This is a genomic window from Croceicoccus sp. Ery15 (genome assembly GCF_020985305.1).
Classification (GTDB): domain Bacteria; phylum Pseudomonadota; class Alphaproteobacteria; order Sphingomonadales; family Sphingomonadaceae; genus Croceicoccus.
Genome location: NZ_CP087588.1, coordinates 1,287,083 through 1,305,598 on the forward strand (window position 1 = coordinate 1,287,083; position 18,516 = coordinate 1,305,598).

The 18,516-nt window shown below is 62.3% G+C and carries 16 protein-coding genes and 2 tRNA genes; 10 read left to right on the top strand and 8 right to left on the bottom strand.

From position 1 onward, the window contains the following. Positions 1-32: 32 nt before the first annotated feature. Positions 33-674: a thiamine phosphate synthase gene (gene thiE / locus LOZ77_RS06375; protein ID WP_230281342.1), complete on the bottom strand. Its 642-nt coding sequence runs from the start codon at positions 672-674 to the stop codon at positions 33-35. Between the two features lie 41 nt (positions 675-715). Here thiE and LOZ77_RS06380 point away from each other — a divergent pair, with 41 nt between their 5' ends. Continuing rightward, positions 716-1,114, top strand: coding sequence for a hypothetical protein (locus LOZ77_RS06380; protein WP_230281343.1), 399 nt, complete (start codon positions 716-718; stop codon positions 1,112-1,114). Positions 1,115-1,188: 74 nt separating this feature from the next. Here the strand turns inward: LOZ77_RS06380 and LOZ77_RS06385 are convergent, their stop codons facing one another. From LOZ77_RS06385 to tkt, 5 genes are read right to left on the bottom strand one after another with little or no spacing between them, the layout of a single operon-like run. Continuing rightward, positions 1,189-2,061 carry a fructose bisphosphate aldolase gene (locus LOZ77_RS06385; RefSeq protein WP_230281344.1) on the bottom strand — a complete coding sequence of 291 codons (873 nt, stop codon included), beginning with the start codon at positions 2,059-2,061 and terminating at the stop codon, positions 1,189-1,191. Between the two features lie 57 nt (positions 2,062-2,118). Then, the gene (gene pgk, locus LOZ77_RS06390) at positions 2,119-3,318 is read right to left on the bottom strand and encodes a phosphoglycerate kinase (protein ID WP_230281345.1); all 1,200 of its coding nucleotides are present in this window, start codon (positions 3,316-3,318) and stop codon (positions 2,119-2,121) included. Further along, on the bottom strand, positions 3,315-3,785 hold the full coding sequence (locus LOZ77_RS06395; RefSeq protein ID WP_230281346.1) for an MOSC domain-containing protein: 471 nt from the start codon (positions 3,783-3,785) through the stop codon (positions 3,315-3,317). Before LOZ77_RS06395 ends, pgk begins: the two co-directional genes overlap by 4 nt. A gap of 21 nt (positions 3,786-3,806) precedes the next feature. Beyond that, the gene (gene gap / locus LOZ77_RS06400) at positions 3,807-4,814 is read right to left on the bottom strand and encodes a type I glyceraldehyde-3-phosphate dehydrogenase (RefSeq protein WP_230281347.1); all 1,008 of its coding nucleotides are present in this window, start codon (positions 4,812-4,814) and stop codon (positions 3,807-3,809) included. Between the two features lie 43 nt (positions 4,815-4,857). Continuing rightward, positions 4,858-6,882, bottom strand: a complete 2,025-nt coding sequence (gene tkt / locus LOZ77_RS06405) for a transketolase (RefSeq protein ID WP_230281348.1) — start codon at positions 6,880-6,882, stop codon at positions 4,858-4,860. Between the two features lie 303 nt (positions 6,883-7,185). On the opposite strand from tkt, the gene LOZ77_RS06410 reads away from it, so the two are divergent. The 4 genes from LOZ77_RS06410 (at position 7,186) to LOZ77_RS06425 (ending at position 8,826) form a co-directional block, all read left to right on the top strand. After that, the gene (locus LOZ77_RS06410) at positions 7,186-7,473 is read left to right on the top strand and encodes a hypothetical protein (protein WP_230281349.1); all 288 of its coding nucleotides are present in this window, start codon (positions 7,186-7,188) and stop codon (positions 7,471-7,473) included. Between the two features lie 12 nt (positions 7,474-7,485). Then, positions 7,486-7,818 carry a cell division protein ZapA gene (locus LOZ77_RS06415; protein WP_230281350.1) on the top strand — a complete coding sequence of 111 codons (333 nt, stop codon included), beginning with the start codon at positions 7,486-7,488 and terminating at the stop codon, positions 7,816-7,818. Positions 7,819-8,011: 193 nt separating this feature from the next. Then, on the top strand, positions 8,012-8,608 hold the full coding sequence (locus LOZ77_RS06420; RefSeq protein ID WP_230281351.1) for a 5-formyltetrahydrofolate cyclo-ligase: 597 nt from the start codon (positions 8,012-8,014) through the stop codon (positions 8,606-8,608). After that, positions 8,605-8,826 carry a DUF2842 domain-containing protein gene (locus tag LOZ77_RS06425; RefSeq protein WP_230281352.1) on the top strand — a complete coding sequence of 74 codons (222 nt, stop codon included), beginning with the start codon at positions 8,605-8,607 and terminating at the stop codon, positions 8,824-8,826. The genes LOZ77_RS06420 and LOZ77_RS06425 overlap by 4 nt, the downstream gene beginning before the upstream one ends. A 94-nt stretch (positions 8,827-8,920) precedes the next feature. Here the strand turns inward: LOZ77_RS06425 and LOZ77_RS06430 are convergent. Next, positions 8,921-8,997: transfer RNA gene (locus LOZ77_RS06430), tRNA-Asp, on the bottom strand. 136 nt (positions 8,998-9,133) lie between these two features. Next, positions 9,134-10,126: a thymidylate synthase gene (gene thyA, locus LOZ77_RS06435; RefSeq protein WP_255671216.1), complete on the bottom strand. Its 993-nt coding sequence runs from the start codon at positions 10,124-10,126 to the stop codon at positions 9,134-9,136. A gap of 177 nt (positions 10,127-10,303) precedes the next feature. Between thyA and LOZ77_RS06440 the strand changes: the two genes are divergently transcribed. The 5 genes from LOZ77_RS06440 to LOZ77_RS06460 all read left to right on the top strand — a co-directional run bounded on the left by LOZ77_RS06440 (position 10,304) and on the right by LOZ77_RS06460 (position 18,515). Continuing rightward, positions 10,304-10,380: transfer RNA gene (locus tag LOZ77_RS06440), tRNA-Pro, on the top strand. A gap of 410 nt (positions 10,381-10,790) precedes the next feature. Next, positions 10,791-11,348 (top strand): DUF6875 domain-containing protein, encoded by a 558-nt coding sequence (locus tag LOZ77_RS17925; RefSeq protein ID WP_370638069.1) that lies wholly within the window; start codon positions 10,791-10,793, stop codon positions 11,346-11,348. A 4-nt stretch (positions 11,349-11,352) separates the two neighbouring features. Beyond that, complete coding sequence (locus LOZ77_RS06450; RefSeq protein ID WP_230281354.1) at positions 11,353-13,989, top strand: amino acid adenylation domain-containing protein; 2,637 nt, start codon at positions 11,353-11,355, stop codon at positions 13,987-13,989. 164 nt (positions 13,990-14,153) lie between these two features. After that, complete coding sequence (locus LOZ77_RS06455; RefSeq protein ID WP_230281355.1) at positions 14,154-16,325, top strand: M3 family metallopeptidase; 2,172 nt, start codon at positions 14,154-14,156, stop codon at positions 16,323-16,325. Between the two features lie 429 nt (positions 16,326-16,754). Then, entirely contained in the window at positions 16,755-18,515 is a 1,761-nt protein-coding gene (locus LOZ77_RS06460) for a cation:proton antiporter (protein WP_230281356.1), read from the top strand. Position 18,516 lies beyond the last annotated feature (1 nt).

Genomic DNA, 18,516 nt, shown 5'->3' on the forward strand with positions numbered 1-18,516 from the left:
GCGAAGGGTCCGCGCCCTGAACGAGCGCGCGATCAGTCTTCCGGCGGCGGGGGCGCGTCGGCAATGGCCTTGGCAAAGGCGCGCACGGCGGCTTCCTCGTCGCCGTTCCAGACCGCACCCGATACGGCCAGGAAATCCGCGCCCGCCGTCACCAGCGGAGCGCAGTTATCGGGCGTGATCCCACCAATCGCCACGCTGGGAATTTCGAAGATACGATACCACCATTCCAGCGTCTCCAGGTCGGCGCGATGCTCGGTGTCCTTGGTCGTACTGGGGAAGAACGCGCCGAATGCGACATAATCGGCACCCGCCTCACCCGCTTCCATCGCAAGATGGCGGCTGTCGTGGCAGGTGACGCCGATCTGCGCGTCGCGCCCCAGTTCCTCGCGCGCTTCCTTTACCGAACCGTCCTTCTGGCCCAGATGCACGCCATCGGCCTTCAGCCTTTTGGCAAGCGGCACCGAATCGTTGACGATAAAGCCCACCTCCCGCTCCGCGCAGATCGCCTGCAGGGGCGCGGCCAATGCGGCCGCCTCGTGCTGGTCCACATTCTTCACACGGAACTGGAAGGCCGTTACCAGGCCCGGCGCGGCATCGATGGCGCGGGCCAGCCGCTGCGGAAAATCGCCCGAGACGTCGAGCGGCGAAATAAGATAGAGTTGCGTCGCGTTCATCCGCGACCGTCTAATGCGGCCGGAACGGAGAGTGAAGCCTTATGCGTTATGGAATTGCGCTTATCTTGCCGATGGCCGCGCTGGCAGGCTGCGCCGGCTATGCGGGCGATGCCCCGATCGTCGATGGCGGGCCGGTCGCAGCCGAAGGGAGCGCGGTCGCTTTGGGCCAGCCGGTAGCGGCAGGCAATGTCGTGCTGACCCCGATGGCAGTGATCGAGGACAGCCGGTGCGCCATGGGCACGCAATGCGTCTGGGCGGGCCGTGCAGTGGTGACGACGCGCATCGATGGCGCCGGATGGCGCGAGACCGTCGATATGGTCGCAGGAGAGAGCACCGCCGTGCGCGATTACGGCATCATCCTTGCGCATGTCGCGCCCGAACGAACGGCGGGTGGCGACATCGCCGCGGGCGATTACCGCTTTCTCTTCATGGTGGAATGAGAGTTCACGCAAAACGGGAAAGGCCGCCCTTCCCCATGGAAAGGCGGCCCCTTTGAACCGGTATCGTGCCCCGATCAGGCGACGCTGGCCGCGTGGATCTTGTCGATGGCCGCCGACAGCGTGCCGTCGAATTCCTCGGCAGTCTGACCGGCACGCAGATCCTGCAGCAGGCCGCGGCTGAAGCTGGCGATCATGCCCTTGTTCTTGGCAAGATGTTCACAAGCTTCCTCGGTGCTATAGCCTCCGGACAGGGCGACGACGGCCAGAACCTTGGGATGCGCGATCAGCTCGGCATAAAGGTTCGCCTCGACCGGGATCGAGAGTTTCAGCATGATCTGCTCGCCCTCGGGCACGGTGGGAAGCAGCTTCAGGATTTCTTCCTTCAGCATCTTCTCACCCTCGGCGCGACCCTCGGACTTGATCGAGTACTCGGGCTCCAGCATCGGCACCAGCCCGTGCGACAGGACCCGCATGCCCACTTCGAACTGCTGCTTGACGATGGCGGCAATGCCTTCTGCATTCGCCGCGCTGATGACCGAACGCTCCTTGGTGCCGAAAACGCCCAGACCCTTGGCGCGGGTCAGCAGCGCATCAAGCTCGGGCATGGGCTTCATCAGCTGAACGCCATTCGCCTCGTCCTCCAGCCCCTTGTCGATCTTGATAAAGGGCACGATGCCCCGATCGATCAGTGCCTGCGGCGTTGGCTTGCCCTCGACCATGCCGTCCATGGTCTTTTCGAACAGGATCGCGCCGATGACCTTGCCCTTCGAAAAACAGGGCGAGGTGATGATGCGGCTGCGCATCTCGTGGATCTTGCCGAACATTTCATCGTCGCCCGACCATTCATGGTCCTCGACGCCATAGCCCCGCAGCGCCTTGGGAGTGGAACCGCCCGACTGGTCGAGCGCGGCAATAAAGCCCTGCCCCTCGGCGATCTGCTTCTTCATATCCATCGTCAATGCTCTCCAATTGATCGACAACGGCCCCCGATCGGGCCAACTGATTTAAACCGTAAGGGCCGCAACGCCCGGCAATTCCTTACCTTCCATCCATTCGAGGAAGGCGCCGCCAGCCGTTGAAATATAGGAAAACTGGTCGGCCACACCCGCATGATTGAGCGCCGCGACCGTGTCGCCGCCGCCCGCAACCGACACCAGCGATCCCTCGGTCGTCAGGGCCGCCGCAATCTTGGCCAGCTTGACCGTCGCCTCGTCGAAAGGCGCGGTCTCGAACGCTCCCATCGGGCCGTTCCACACCAGCGTCTTGCAGGTCTTTAGCACATCACCCAGCGCCTCCACCGCCTGCGGCCCGACGTCTAGGATCATCTCGTCCGCAGCCACCTCGTGCACATTGCAGATGCGCAGCGATGGAGGGTTGGCAGCGAATTCCTTGGACACCACCACGTCATAGGGCAGATGCACGGTGCAGCCCGACGCATCGGCGGCCTCCATGATCTTGTCGGCCGTGGCAGTCAGATCGTGTTCGCACAGCGACTTGCCCACATCCACGCCGCGCGCGGCAAGAAAGGTGTTGGCCATGCCCCCGCCGATGATCAGGTGATCGACCTGCCCCACCAGATGTTCCAGTACGGCGAGCTTTGACGAAACCTTGGCCCCGCCGACCACTGCCGCAACCGGCTTTTCGGGTGAGCCCAGCGCCTTGTCGAGCGCCTCCAGCTCCTTTTGCATCGCGCGACCGGCATAGGACGGCAGCAGTTTCGTCAGCCCTTCCGTGCTGGCATGGGCGCGGTGCGCGGCGGAAAAGGCATCGTTCACATAGAAATCGCCGTTCGCCGCAATGGCCGCCGCGAAATCGGGATCGTTCTTTTCCTCACCCGGCCAGAAGCGCGTGTTTTCAAGGATCGCGATGTCGCCGTCGCGCATGATGCCGATCGACTGGTCGACCACTGCGCCCGCCACTTCGGGGACGAACATGATTTCGCGGCCCAGCACGTCCTGAACGGCGTCGACGACCATCGACAGGCTCATCACCGAATTGCGCGCGCCCTTGGGGCGGCCAAAATGGGCAAGCAACAGCACCTTGGCACCGGCATCGGCCAGTTCCAGAATGGTCGGCGCGCTGGCATTGATGCGGGTCTTGTCGGTTACCTGACCGCCATTCATCGGCAGGTTCAGATCGACACGCACCAGCGCGACCTTGCCTTTTACAGCGCCGATATCGTCCAGCGTCTTGAAAGCGCTCATTCCTCAATCCTTATCTGATCGCCAACGCGGATGGCGCCGTCCACCAGCACGCGGCCCAGCACGCCGCCGCGCCAGTCGGGTGTCAGCGCGGCTTTTAATCCGGGGCGGATTTCTTCCATGCGGCTGCAGGGATCGCATTCCTGCACTGCCTCTATCACCAATGTTTCGCCGATATGGATCCGCGCGCCTTCACGCCGTGGCAAGGCGACCCCCTGCACCAGCAGATTGGCGCGGCGCTGCCACCATTCGATGGCATCTTCATCCAGTTCAAGGTCGGATAAAGCGGCGGCCCAGTCTTCCGCCGCGATCAGCGAAACCTGCCGTTTGCGCGGTCCGTCGGGCTTCATCGCACCGCGATAATCGCCGTGAATACCCTCGCGGATCGTCACGGCGACTTCGTCGACGGTTTCAATAGGGCCACGCGGACGATCGTGTCTGGCGATGCCTGCCAATCGTCCGCTGCTCATGCCCGTGCTCCCCCGCTTTCCTTAAATGAAGCTCGCCATCACTCCGGCGGTGTCGATCATGCGGTTGGAGAAGCCCCATTCATTGTCGTACCAGCTGACGACGCGGGCCAACTTGCCTTCCATGACCGAGGTTTCGAGGCTGTCGATGGTCGAGCTGGCGGGATAATGGTTGAAGTCCGACGATACCAGCGGCTGGTCGGTAAAGGCCAGAACGCCCTTCATCGGACCTTCCGAAGCGGCCTTCAGCGCGGCATTGATCTCGTCCTTGGTCACGTCTTTCTTGGGGACGAAGACCAGATCGACCAGCGACACGTTCGGGGTCGGGACGCGGACCGACGAACCGTCGAGCTTGCCGTTCAGTTCTGGCAGGACGAGGCCGACCGCGCGGGCCGCGCCCGTAGTGGTCGGGATCATATTGGTCGCACCGGCGCGCGCGCGGCGCATGTCGCTGTGCATCTGGTCCAGCATGCGCTGGTCGTTGGTATAGCTGTGGATCGTGGTCATGAAGCCGCGCTCGATACCAAAAGCGTCGTTCAGAACCTTGGCGACCGGCGCAAGGCAGTTGGTGGTGCAGCTGGCATTGGACACGACGATATCGTCTGCGGTCAGCACGTTCTGGTTCACGCCGAACACAACGGTCTGGTCGACGCCCGAAGCAGGTGCCGAAATCAGCACGCGCTTGGCACCCGCCTTCAGATGCGGTTCCGATGCTTCCTTCGACTGGAAGAAGCCGGTGCATTCCAGCACGATGTCCACGCCCATAGCGGCATGGGGAAGATTGCCGGGATCACGCTCTGCCGTGACGGCGATCTTCTTGCCGTTTACGGTGATGCTGTCGTCGCCCGCCTCAACCGTCCCGGGGAAGCGGCCGTGGGTCGAATCGTACTGGAACAGAAGCGCATTGGCCTTGACGCTGGCCAGATCGTTGATGGCAACGAGCTCCAGATCATGGTCGTCACGCTCAAGCAAAGCGCGCGCGACAAGCCGCCCGATACGTCCGAAACCGTTGATCGCAACCTTGGTCGCCATTGAATTATACTCCTGTTATACGGCCATTTTATCGAGCCGGAGTTCAGTTTCCGGCCAGTGCAGCCTTGATTTTGGCGGTGACCGCCTCGGCCGTAAAGCCAAAGCGCGTGAAAAGCTCTTCCGCTGGGCCAGATGCCCCGAAACGGTCGATGCCGATGTTCAGCCCGCGGGCCATCGTGTAGCGTTCCCAGCCCTGCGTGACACCCGCCTCGATGGATACAAGCAGTATCTCCGAGGGATTAACCTCCGGAAGAAGTTCCTCTTTATAGGCAGCGTCCTGCTGCTCGAACAGGTCGAGGCAAGGCATCGAAAGGACATCGGCACCGATGCCTTCGGCTTCCAGAGCCTTGGCCGCTTCGATCGCGACATGCACTTCGGAACCCGAAGCCATCAGGATCACCTTGCGCGCAGCCTCTGCCGATTTCAGGCGATAGCCGCCACGCGAAGACCGGTTCGACAGGCGGGTCCAGTTCTCGTCACCCTCTCCGCGAAGCTGCGGCAGATTCTGGCGGGTCAGCGCCAGCACCGAAGGCGTGTCGGGCGTTTCCAGCGCCAGCGCCCAGCATTCTGCCGTTTCGATAATGTCGGCGGGGCGGAACACGTTGAGGTTCGGGATCAGGCGCAGGCTCATCACCTGCTCGACCGGCTGGTGAGTCGGTCCGTCTTCGCCCAGACCGATCGAATCGTGGGTCAGCACGAAGATCGAGCGGGTCTGCTGAAGCGCCGCCATGCGGATCGCATTGCGGGCATAATCGCTGAAAATCAGGAATGTGCCGCCATAGGGCACCACGCCGCCATGCAGCGCCATGCCGTTCATCGCACAAGCCATGCCGAACTCGCGAATGCCGTAATAGACATAGCGACCCGCGTAATTATCGGCCGTCAGCGGATCGGTAAACTTGGTCTTGGTGTTGTTCGATCCGGTCAGGTCGGCGCTGCCGCCGATCAGGCTGGGCAGCTTTTCGGTCAGCGGGCCCAGCGCCATTTCGCTCGCCTTGCGGGTGGCGACCGTCTTGGGTTCGGCAGCAAGGCCGGTGATGAAGCTTTCCAGCGCCGCGCTCGCCAGATCGCCGACGGGCATCATATGCTGTTCCCACTCGCCGCGATTGGGCGCGCTTTCCAGACGCGCATTCCATTCGGCATGGGCGGACTTGCCCCGCTCTCCGGCCTTGCGCCAGTCGGCGAGGATATCGGCGGGGACGACGAAGGGTTCGGCCGTCCAGCCCAGTTCCGCGCGGGCAGCGGCCACTTCGTCCGCACCCAGCGCCGCGCCATGCACGCCGCTGGTCCCCTGCTTATTGGGCGCACCCTTGCCGATGATTGTCTTGCAGGCGATCAGCGAGGGGCGCGGATCGGCCAGTGCCTCATCGATGGCCTTGCGGATAGAGGCGGCGTCATGCCCGTCGCAGCGCACCGTGTGCCATTTGGCCGACTGGTAGCGCGCTTCGATATCCTCGCTCGACGACAGGCCGACGGCACCGTCGATGGTGATGTTGTTGTCGTCCCAGAACACGATCAGGCGGCCCAGTTCCAGATGGCCGGCCAGTCCGATGGCTTCGTGGTTCACACCTTCCATCAGGCAGCCGTCGCCCGCGATGACCCAGGTACGGTGATCGACAAGGCCGTCACCGAACTTGGCGTTCAGATGCCTCTCGGCCATCGCCATGCCCACCGCCATGGCAAGGCCCTGCCCCAGCGGGCCGGTCGTGCATTCGACACCCGGCAGCAGGAAATTCTCAGGATGGCCGGCGCAGGGGCTGCCCAGCTGGCGGAAGCGGCTGATCTCGTCCATCGTCGGATTGGCATAGCCCGACAGGTGCAGCAGCGAGTAGATCAGCATCGAGCCATGGCCCGCCGACAGCACGAAGCGGTCGCGGTCCATCCAGTCCGGTGCCGAAGGATCGAATTTCAGATATTCGCCCCACAGAACGGTCGCCACTTCGGCCATGCCCATCGGCATGCCGGGGTGTCCCGAATTGGCCGCCTGCACAGCGTCCATGCTCAGCGCGCGAATGGCATTTGCCATGGGGCCGATGCTGGCCTCGGCGATGGGGGTGTCGATGCTCATAGGGGTAATCCGGGCCTTCCCAATCATAGGTCCGAACGGCCAGCAGGCGGCGGCCGATTCGGCGTGCGCGCGTGCAATGGGACGCAGGCCCCGCCTCGTCAAGGCTGCCCCGCTCTGCCGCCGTGGGTGACCGGACCGGCGCAAAACTTTTGAAATCAACGCGCACCGGCGGCCTGAGGCTGAAGGTTCATGCAACTTTACCGCTGCGTTACGATGGATTAACTTTGTTTGTTATGACCCAGGATCAGGAATTGCCGCGCGCGCGACGCACAGGCAACGGCAGTCGAGCGACGGAGCATACGTATGGCGAAAGCTAATCCGCAGTCGCTCTTTACCGACGATCAAGGCGGAGCGACGATGGACGGCGCCTCGCCCCTATATCAGGATGGCGAGGATAAAGGACGCCTCGACCTCTCCTTCGCCCGGCTCGACGCAGCCCTTTCGCGACTGGAGCGTGCGGCGGTTCTGCGCCCCCGTGGCGATGACGAACAGGAAAAGCTGAGGCAGGAAAATGCCCGCCTGCGCGCCACGGTCGGAGAAGCATTGGGCGAGCTTGACAAGGTGCTGGCGGAACTGGACGCCGATGGCTGAGGCGCATCTGTAATGGCCGACAGCAATCTGATGCTGGAAATCGCCGGTCGCCGGTTCGCCGTATCCTGCCGCAAAGGCGAGGAAGCGCATATCACCGCGCTGGGCCGCATGATCGACGGCAAGGCGCGCGCGGCGGGCGCGGTCGAAATGTCCGAACCGCGCATGTTGCTGTTCGCCGCGCTGATGTTGGCTGACGAGCTCGACGCCTTGCGCAAATCGCCCGACTTGCCCCGCCCCGCCATCGACGATCATTTGCGCGATACGCTGGCCAATCGTGTCGATTCGCTGACACAGCGCATCGAAAATATCGCAAGACATCTTGAGGGTGAGGACCACCACGCCTAGATCGCATGGCGACGGGTTCTGCCCGGCACGAGCCGACAGAACATCCCTGAGGCTATAAACAATCCTAGGGGGCTGACCCTGAACCGGCTCGTGGGCCGGGGCAATCGGCCCCCACCTGATGCTTGAGGCGTCAGAGGATATCATACGGCAAACGACCCATGGTGGGCCCGTCACTATTTTACCGGAAACGGGGTTGAAGTTGGAAGCCAAGCGCAATCTTCGCAAGAACCTGCGCAAGGCGCGGCTGGATCATGTCGCTTCCTTGCCCGATTCGGTGCGCGGATTGCTGTTCAGGCGCCCGCCCGCCCCGATCGAGGCGCTGGTTCCCACAGGTTCGGTCATCGGCCTGTATCACCCCACTATCGGCGAAGCGCCCACCGGCGGCTATGCCCGTTTTTTCGCAGAGGCCGGCCATCCACTCGCCCTGCCCCGCTTTGCCGATCAGGACGCGGTGATGGAATTTGCGCAATGGTCCGACCCGTGGGGCGATGCCGATCTGGAAGTCGGCCCCTATGGCGCGCTGCAACCGTCGGGCGATGCCGTTGTTCTGGAACCCGATGTGCTGATCGTGCCGCTGCTGGGTTTTACCGCCAGCGGGGCACGACTGGGTCAGGGCGGCGGTCATTACGACCGCTGGCTGGCCGAACATCCCGACACGCTGGCCATCGGCCTTGCGTGGGATGTGCAGGAACTGCCCGCCCTTCCCGTCGAAGCGCATGACAGGCCGCTGGCCGCCGTGGTGACGCCGCAGCGCATGTTCGGCCCCTTCGGACTGGTCGGCGCGCGATGAGCAGGCCCGACTGGCAACCGACATGGCGCAAGCCCGTGGGCATCCTTGTGCTGCTGCTCGCGCTGATGATCTATGCCGGAATTTGCGTCACGCTGGTCGAACCGATCTCACGCTGGCATGTCTTGTTGCAGGTGCCGGTGTGGCTGGTGCTCGGCGTGGTCTGGCTGCTCCCGCTCAAGCGTTTCCTGATCTGGATGGAAACGGGCCGCTGGCGCTGATCGCGCCGCATTTCGCATAGCGCAAACGACTTCCGGGCCAGTCCGAAGACCGGCTCGAAGCGTTTATTCTCAACATGTTAGAGAATTCCCAAGGTGGCGCGAGTGACGGGGCTCGAACCCGCGACCTCCGGCGTGACAGGCCGGCGCTCTAACCAACTGAGCTACACCCGCGTATGCCTTGTTAGGGGCAGTCCGTGGAGGCGTGCACCCCTTGGGAGCCGCGCAACTAGGGCAGCCATTTCGCCCTGTCAACGGCTTTCAAATACAAAAAATGACGAATTTTTGAATCCCGCCGTTTCCCGCGGATTTATACCGCCACCGGCGCCGAGATATGCGCCTGCGGCGTATAGCCCTCGACCGCGAAATCCTCGATCCGGTAGTCGAAAATCGAATCCGGCTTGCGCAGGATCGACAATTTCGGATGGCCGTCCGGCGAACGCGTCAGCTGCTCTTCGACCAGATCGGCGTGATTGAGGTAAAGATGCACGTCGCCGCCCATCCATGTGAACTCCCCCGGCTCCAGACCGGCCTGCTGCGCCAGCATCACTTGCAGCAAGGCCGCCGACCACAGGTTGAAAGGCAGTCCCAGCGCAATGTCGCAACTGCGCTGGAACATCAGCCCGTTGAGCTTTCCGTCCGCCACATGGAACTGATAGGTCTTGTGACAAGGCGGCAGGGCCATCTGGTCCAGCTCGGCCACATTCCACCCTTCGAGGATGTGGCGACGGCTGCCGGGATTGTTACGCAGGCTGTCGACCAGTCCGGCAAGCTGATTGACCCCCTCGCCTTTTCTGTACAGCCCGTCGCCCGCAGGCAGATAGACCGGCCAGTCCACCCATTGCTTGCCGTAAACCGGCCCAAGCTCTCCCCATTGCGCCGCAAACTCGGCATCGTCGGCGATGCGGGCCGAGAATTCCTCCATGCCGATATCCTCGCCCGTCGCGGCGCGATATTTGGCCAGCGGCCAGTCGGTCCAGATCCCAACCCGCTGTTGCACCAGCGAGCGGATATTGGTGTCGCCCGTCAGGAACCACAGCAATTCGCGGGTTGCCGTTTTCCAGTACACGCGCTTTGTCGTGATCAACGGCATCGCGCCGCCCGACAGGTCGAATCGCATCGTCTCGCCAAACAGGGATCGCGTGCCGACACCGGTGCGGTCGCTCCGCTCGCTTCCTTGCTCCCAAACGCGGCGCATCAGGCCCAGATACTGGTCTTCGTAATGCGCGTTTCTTTCTTCGCTCGCACGCGCGCGCGAAGATTCCTGGGCGGATGGGGCGGTTTGTTCTGCGTGACTGGCCATGCTCGGCAGCATAGACCAAGCCTTGGCCAAGCGCGCTGCGCCCCTGCGCAAAACCTTGTGGATAGGCTGTGCGGGGGGATGTGGATGAAAACTTGCGAAATGCCCGCTTGCCAGCCCCGCTCCGCCCGCCTATAGGCGCGCCTCTGCCTCACCGCCCGCAAGCCGGGCGCGTCCGGTCGGGGAGTAGCTCAGCCTGGTAGAGCACTGTCTTCGGGAGGCAGGGGCCGGAGGTTCGAATCCTCTCTCCCCGACCATCTTACCCTTCGCATCGTTCTGATTAATGGCCCGGTGGCGAAGGGCTGCACATTTACCACGATACAGTCATTCTCCGATCCCTGCCCGTTTTTCAACGGTCGCCGTCTCCTATCTAATGCGGCGCCCGCATCTTTTTGGGTAGTTTTGGGACGCCTCCAATTCGCAAGCGCAATATTAATCTGGCTGCGATAACATGCGGAAAGGACAGGCAAAGGGCACACGACCTTCACTCGTGTCCGCCCACTCTCCTGCCCCGAACTTTGGCCAACGGCCGGCATGCAAGGGTTGAGTCAGAGTGACGATGCATACGCGGCTTTCGGTTGAACAAACGGCGATTTCGCCTTTCCGAACCATCAGCGACATTGCGGCAACGACGCCGAACACCGACGGTCAAAGTGTCATGGCCCAAATGGCCTGTTTCATATCGCAAAGGCTCACAAGGAAAGATTCCGATCTGGGCCGCTCCGGCCCGGTTTGCCCGTTCGCCCGACGTGGCTCTGCGATCGGCGGAATCCGAATTGCAAATTGCACTGCCGGTCGCGCTGAGCAGGCGCAGATTGAGGGAATAATAGCGCAAGTCCGCGACCAGTTTCTGACATGGGGCGAGAATTCGGATATCCCGCCCATGTTGCGCGCCTATGTGGTCACCTTTTCGGCGCTTGGCGGCGCCGCCGATGCCGCCTTGATCGAAAATGTGCAGAAGAGGCTGAAGCCCGATTATGTCGAACGGGGGCTGATGATCGGCCAGTTCTATCCGGGCTGTAAGGAAGGCGGCATCCACAATCCCGAATTCCGCCCGCTCGATGCGCCGGTGATCAGCCTTGCCGTGCGTTACATGGCGCTGGCCGATGCCCCGTTCATGCTGGACGATGCGCGTTACCGCGCCGCTTTTGTGGCTAGGCACGGGACTGCGGGTGAAATGGGACTGGCGCTGGCGGAACAAGCCCGCGCGGCTATGGCCGGTTGAGATTGTGAACGCGCGAAGCAATTTTCCCGAAATAGCGCGTAACGGATCGGCAGATTTCGAAACGGCATGCGCCCAGGGAGACCTTTCGGGGCTGATCCGCCTCGATGACATGTTCGCGCGGCAGGCGGGGTGCACGCCCGATGCAACCGCGATCCTGCGGCGGGGAGAGGCGACCAGCTATTCCGACCTTGACCGGCGGGCGAACGCCATTGCGAATACGCTGATTGCGCGCGGGATCGGCCCGCAGGACCGTATCGCTATCGCGCTCCCCCGTTCGGTCGATATGATCGCCGCGATGATCGGCGCGATGAAGGCGGGCTGCGTCTATGTACCGGTCGACACGGCCCAGCCGCCTGCACGCATCGCCTTTATGCTGGAGGATAGCGGCGCGCGCGCACTGATAACGCTCGACCCCGCACTCGCTCCGCAAGGCTTTACCGGCACGCTGATCGCAGCAGACCGCATCGACGCGCCCGATACGCCGCCCGCGATTGCCACATCACCTACCGATCCGGCCTATATCTTCTACACCTCAGGCTCGACCGGCCGGCCCAAGGGGGTGCTGCTGGGCCATAATGCCTGTTTCTATATCGCCGGTTCGATCCGCCATTTCCGCGATGGAGAGCTGTCGCGGGTGGCAGCGGTTACTTCCATATCGTTCGATCCGTCAGTCTTCGAGATTTTCGCCCCGCTGGCTTGCGGCGGCACTATCGTGCTCAAGGACGATGCGCTGGAACCGTTCACTGCGGACGAGCGCCCGACCCTTTTACAAGGCGTGCCGACCGCTTTGCGCCAGCTGGCGCGTGCAGGTGCCATCCCAGATACGGTGATCGCGATAAACAGCGGCGGCGAAACGCTGACCCGCCATATCGCCGACGAGATTTACGGCGCATGCGCGGCGCGGCGCATCTATAACCATTACGGCCCGACAGAGGCATCGATCTGCACCTCCATTTCCACCATTCGCCGCGAAGATCATGGCGTGCCGGATATCGGCAGCCCCGTCGCCGGCGCGCAGGTTTTGATCCGCGACATGATGAATGGCGATCCGGTCGCAGATGGCGAAACCGGCGAAATCTGCATCGGCGGACCGGTGCTGGCGCATGGCTATCTGGGTGACAGGGCGCTAACCGATGCGCGCTTTAAGCATGACCGGCATAGCGGCATGCGTGTCTATCGCACCGGCGACCTGGGGCGCATCGGGCCACAGGGCCGCTTGCAATTCCTTGGCCGCATCGACGACCAGTTCAAGCTGCGCGGCCATCGTGTCGAGCTGGCCGAGATCGACGATACCTTGGTCTCGATCACCGGCATCGTCGATGCGGGCACGATCGTCATCGAAGAGAGGGGGGAGTCGAGGTTGATCGGTTTCGTCGCATGCTGCCCGGATGCTCCAGACGACGAAATCGCACTTCTCACCGCTATACGCGAAAGTCTGCCCGCCAGCATGGTGCCGCATCGCATCATCCGGATCGGTAGCATCCCGCGCCTGCCCAGCGGCAAGGTGGACAGGACCGAATTGAAACGCATGGCCGGAGAATACGCCGGTGACCAGAGCATGGCTAAAAATGCGACTGCCACTGGCACTGCCGATGGCGGTGAGACGATCATCGAAACCATCGCCCGCCTGTTCGGCGAAGCACTGGATCGTCCGCCGCTTGGTCCGTCAGAGGATTTCTTCACCGCAGGCGGCGATTCATTGATGTGTGTAGAGATCGCATTGCGGCTTGAGGAAGTGCTGGACCGCCCCATTCCGGTCAATCTGCTGACCCATCATTCCACTCCAAACGATTTGTTCACCGCGCTCAACCATGCTCGCAATGCGGACCGGCTGATCACCTATGACGGTAATCCCGACGGAGACACGATTTTCATCGCCCCGGGCATACGCGGGTCCGACACCGACTACACTAGTCTGAAGCCGCTACTCGCGCACCGACGGCTGGTCATGCTCCACGCCCTCCCGCTCGCCGCGGACATGATCCGCGATCCGCAAATCGAGACGCTGGTCCGTGCGCTCATCCCTCTGATTGAAGCAGAGCAGCCCGAGGGGGTCGTGACGCTGCTGGGCTACTCATTCGGCGGGGTGGTGGCCTATGCTTTGGCACGCGAGCTGGATGCACGGGGGCGCAACACGCGACTGATCATCATTGACACGCAAATCTCGCACTGCAAGGCGCAGCCGATCGACTGGCTGCGCTGGACGAAAAACGAATTCTGGCCCGCCCTGCGCCAGCAGGGTTTCAAGAATGCCATGCGTCGACTGGCCCGTTCATTGCTTTTCTGGTTTCCCAACACAATCGGCCGGTTCCGGCACGAATATGTCCCGGATTTCATAACCAGCGCCGACCCCGCCTTTGTCGCCAGTCTGGTCAAAGCCGCCACCAGCCTGCGATACACGCCGCGACATGCGCCGACCTTGCTGATCGTGGCAGAGAAGATGCACCCGACCGATCTGCTGAATAGTCCCGATGGCGTTTCGGGATGGCATGGATTGCTGCATGGGCCCGATATCGAGATCCGCAGTATTCCGGTTACCCATTCGGAACTGGTGCGCCGTCCGGTGGTGAGCCGCATCAGCAGCCTGCTGGAAGGCTGGCTGACAAACGAATCCGCAGGCGACGGCATAGAAACCTCTTGATCCCCCCACCCGACAATCGTCGCATAAAGGTTTCATTTGAGACTGGAATTGGGCATGAAGCGACCAAGGTCGCGCGGTGCATGCCAAGATTTGCGCCAGATCGGCCCTGACGCCGCCCTTGGCCGGCGCCTGTCCCGAACGTCATATTTTCCGGAGAGTTTCCTTTGTATAAATCTGCCCTGCTGATCGGCACGGCGCTGTGCGCTGCAACGCTTGGCGCATGCACCACGACCGCGACGGATACCGACATGGCCACGACCGCCCCGACAGCCACCACGATCCCGGAAGGCACCGGCATCTTTGCCAGCGAATCCACCTTGCCATTCAAGGCACCGGATTTCAGCCGCATTCAGGAAAGCGATTTCCAGCCTGCCATCGAACAGGGCATGGCCATCGAAAAGGCCGAATGGCAGGCGATCGCCGATAATCCGGAAGCTCCGAGCTTTGACAATACGATCGTCGCTTTGCAGCGTACCGGTCGCATGCTCGGCCGCGCGCAGCGTGCCTTTTCGATCCTGACGGGCACGGTCACCAACGACAATCTGGACGCGATCGACGCGGCCCTGTCGCCCAAGCTGGCAGCGCATAGCGATACGCTGTTCCTGAACGACAAGATTTTCGCACGGGTCAAGGCGGTTTACGACAATCGAGCCGCGATGAGCATGACGGCCGAAGACGCGGTGCTGCTGGAAAAAACCTATGAACGTTTCGTCCACGCCGGTGCCGAACTTTCACCCGAAGCAAAGCAGCAATTGCGCGATATCAATACGCAGCTTTCGACGCTGGATACCAAATTCGGCCAGATGCTGTCGCAAGCGAGCAAGGACAATGCGCTGGTCGTGTCCGACCGTGCGGCGCTGGCGGGACTGTCGGATGCAGAGATTACCGCAGCGGCCAAGGCTGCCAGCGATCGCGGGCTGGACGGGCAATATGTGATTGCGCTGCAAAACACGACGCAGCAGCCGCTGCTCGCCTCGCTCGACAATCGCGAAACGCGCAAGGCGCTGTTCGACAAAAGCTGGAACCGCGCCGTCAACGGCGATGCCAATGACACGCGCGAGATCGTAAAGCAGATTGCGACTCTGCGTGCCCAAAAGGCCGCCCTGTTCGGCGAGCCCGACTATGCCAGCTATCAGATGTACGATCGCATGGCCGAAACGCCCGAAAACGCGATCACCTTCATGCAGGGTTTGGCCGGTCCGACGGCGAAAGCCCAATTGATCGATGCTGCAGCGATCAATGCGATGATCAAGGCCGATGGCGGCGACTTTACCGTACAGCCGTGGGACTGGGATTATTACGCATCCAAGGTCCGTGCCGAGAAATTCGCCATCGACGACAATGCGATCAAGCCGTTCTTCGAAGTCAATCGCGTGCTGGAAGACGGTGTCTTTTTCGCGGCGAACAAGCTGTACGGGCTGAGCTTTGAAAAGCGCACCGACATCCCCGTCTGGCATCCTACCGTCTCGGTCTATACCGTGTTCGACAAGGACGGTTCCGAACTTGCGCTGTTCTATTTCGATCCGTTCCAGCGCGACAGCAAGCGCGGCGGGGCATGGATGTCGAGCTTTGTCGGCCAGTCCGGTCTGTATGGCGAAAAACCCGTTATTTACAATGTTCTGAACATCCCCCCTCCGGCCGAGGGTGAGCCCGCGCTGACCGATTTCGACAATGTGGAAACGATGTTCCACGAATTCGGCCATGCGCTTCACGGCATGTTCTCCGATGTGAAATATCCCTCGCTTGCAGGTACCGCGACTCCCCGCGATTTCGTGGAATTTCCCAGCCAGGCGAACGAGAAATGGGCGGTCGAACCCAGCGTGCTGGCCAATTACGCGAGGCATTACCAGACCGGCGCGCCCATGCCCGCCGATCTGCTGAAAAAGGTGCAGGACGCGCAAGGTTTCGATCAGGGCTACGCACTGGGCGAAACGCTTTCGGCAGCCATGCTGGACATGAAGTGGCATGATCTGGGCGCCGGCGAGATTCCCGCGGACGTGAATGCGTTCGAGGCGCAGGCACTGGCTTCCACGGGGCTGCACACCGATCTAGTGCCCCCGCGCTATCGCACGAGCTATTTCCGGCATGTCTGGGGCAGCGGTTATGCGGCGGGTTATTACGCCTATCTGTGGACCGAAATGCTGTCGGCCAATACCGGCGAATGGTATGATGCGAATGGCGGATTGACCCGCGCCAATGGCGACAAGTTCCGCGCCACCGTGCTGTCACGCGGCGGGACCATCGATTACAACGATGCGTTCGTGGCTTTGACAGGCAAGGAACCACAGGTCGCGCCGCTGCTGCGCGCACGCGGCTTGCTGTATACCGGCGAATAAGAGCGGCTATTCCAGCCGGAAACACCCCCGTCCGCCGCGTCGTTGCAGCGGGCGGGGTTGTCATTTGAGTATCGGTCAAGACGCGCGAAATTGGCGACCCCAGGGGTTGGCGTGCGGCGCGAGCGTCCTGCAAGCGCATCGCGCGCCGCCGCCTCCTCCTGCTTGGTAAGATCGCGCCCGGCCGGCCCTGCTAGCACAGCAGCGATAACGGAAAGCGCTGCCCCATCATGGCTGTAATAGACCAGCGTGGCTTCCTTGTGCGTTTCGACCAACCTTGCGCTATTTCGGAAAAGACCTTCTGGCGCTGGCGCAAGTCGCAAGGGCAGCGCGCTGACCGTCATGCTGCGCACGCAGGGTTTTGCGCGAAAATCAACTGGATTGCCGCCTTCGGACTTTCATTCCTGCGCCATCGCGCCATAATCGGCCCATATGGCGAGCGAACTTCACCTTACCCCCGTTTTGTCCGATGCATTGGTGATTCTGGGGGCGGCAGGGATCGTCATTCCCGTATTCGCCCGTTTTCGCGTCACCCCGATCATCGGTTTCATTCTGGTTGGCATGGCGGTCGGACCGTTCGGTCTGGGCCGCCTGGTGTTCGATTATCCATGGCTGCAATATGTGACCATAACCGACCCGCAAGGATTGGACCCCTTTGCGGAATTCGGGATCATCCTGCTGTTGTTCACCATCGGGCTGGAACTCAGCTTTAACCGCCTGTGGGCGATGCGGCGGCTGGTGTTCGGGCTGGGCGCGCTGGAACTGACGATATCGGCGGCGCTGATCGCCTTCGCGCTGATGGTAATGGGCCAGTACTGGAGCGGCGCTCTGGGCCTTGGCCTTGCACTGGCCCTGTCGTCGACCGCATTGGTACTGCCGATATCGGGCACCAAATCGCCGGTGGGCAAGGCGGCCCTGTCGATGCTGCTGTTCGAGGATATCGCCATCGTCCCCATCATCTTCCTGCTGGGCGCGATGGCACCTTATGCCGCGACCGAGGGGATGGACGGGTTGTGGACCACGCTTTGGACCGGCGCGCTGACGGTGGCCGTGCTGATGATCGGGGGCCGTTTCATGCTGCCCCGCCTGTTCGCACAGGCTGCCCGCACCAAAAGCCCCGAACTGTTTCTGGCCGCCAGCCTGCTGGTGGTGATCATCGCCAGCCTTGCGACCGCTGCGGTAGGGTTGTCGCCCATCGTCGGCGCGCTGATCGCGGGTTTGCTGATCGCAGAAACCGAATATCACACCGAGGTCGAAGGCATCACCGCACCGTTCAAAGGGCTGGCACTGGGTATCTTTCTAATTACGGTCGGCATGGGTGTCGATCTGGGCGTGGTGATCGACAATATCGGCCCGATTGCCCTGGCCGTTGCGGGCGTGCTGCTGGCAAAGGCGCTGGTCACCGGCGTGTTGCTGCGCATGATGGGCGCGCGGCGCGGGACGGCAGTGGAAACGGGCATATTGATGTCCGCTCCATCGGAAACCACGCTGATCGTGATGGCCGCTGCCGCCAGCGCGCAGCTGATCCAGCCCCAGACGGCGCAATTCTGGCAGATCGTTACAGCCATCGGCCTGACCATCACCCCGATCCTTGCGCTCATCGGCAAGGCGGTTGCCCGCCGCGTAGATGCCGCGCCGCCCGTGCCGGTAGAGGAAGTTGCGCAGGAACGCGCCATCATCCTCGGCTATGGCCGCGTGGGGCAATTGGTGGCCGAGATGATGCAAAAGCATGGTCGCCCGTTCCTTGCCATCGATGCCGACCCCGAGGTCGCCCATATCGCGCGCAAGAAGCAGCACCCCTTGCTGTTCGCCGATGCGCGCGGCCCTGCGCTCGACCGGCTGGATTTGTCAGGCGCGAACGCCTTTATCCTGACGATGGATGAGCCGGTGCTGGCCGCGCGCCTTGTAAAGAAGCTGCGTGAGAGCCATCCCGATGTGCCCATCATCTCGCGCGCCCGCGATACCAGCCACGCGGCGGAACTCTATCGCGCGGGCGCAACCGATGCCGTGCCCGAAACGCTGGAAAGCTCTCTGCAATTGAGCGAGGCGGCGCTGGTCAGCGTGGGCACCGCCGTGGGGCCCGTCATCGCGTCGATCCACGAAAAGCGCGACGAATTCCGCGACCAGCTAATGCTGGAAGGCGAATTGAGCAAAAGGCCAAAGCTGAAAACCTCCCCCGCAGCTGCGGAGTGAG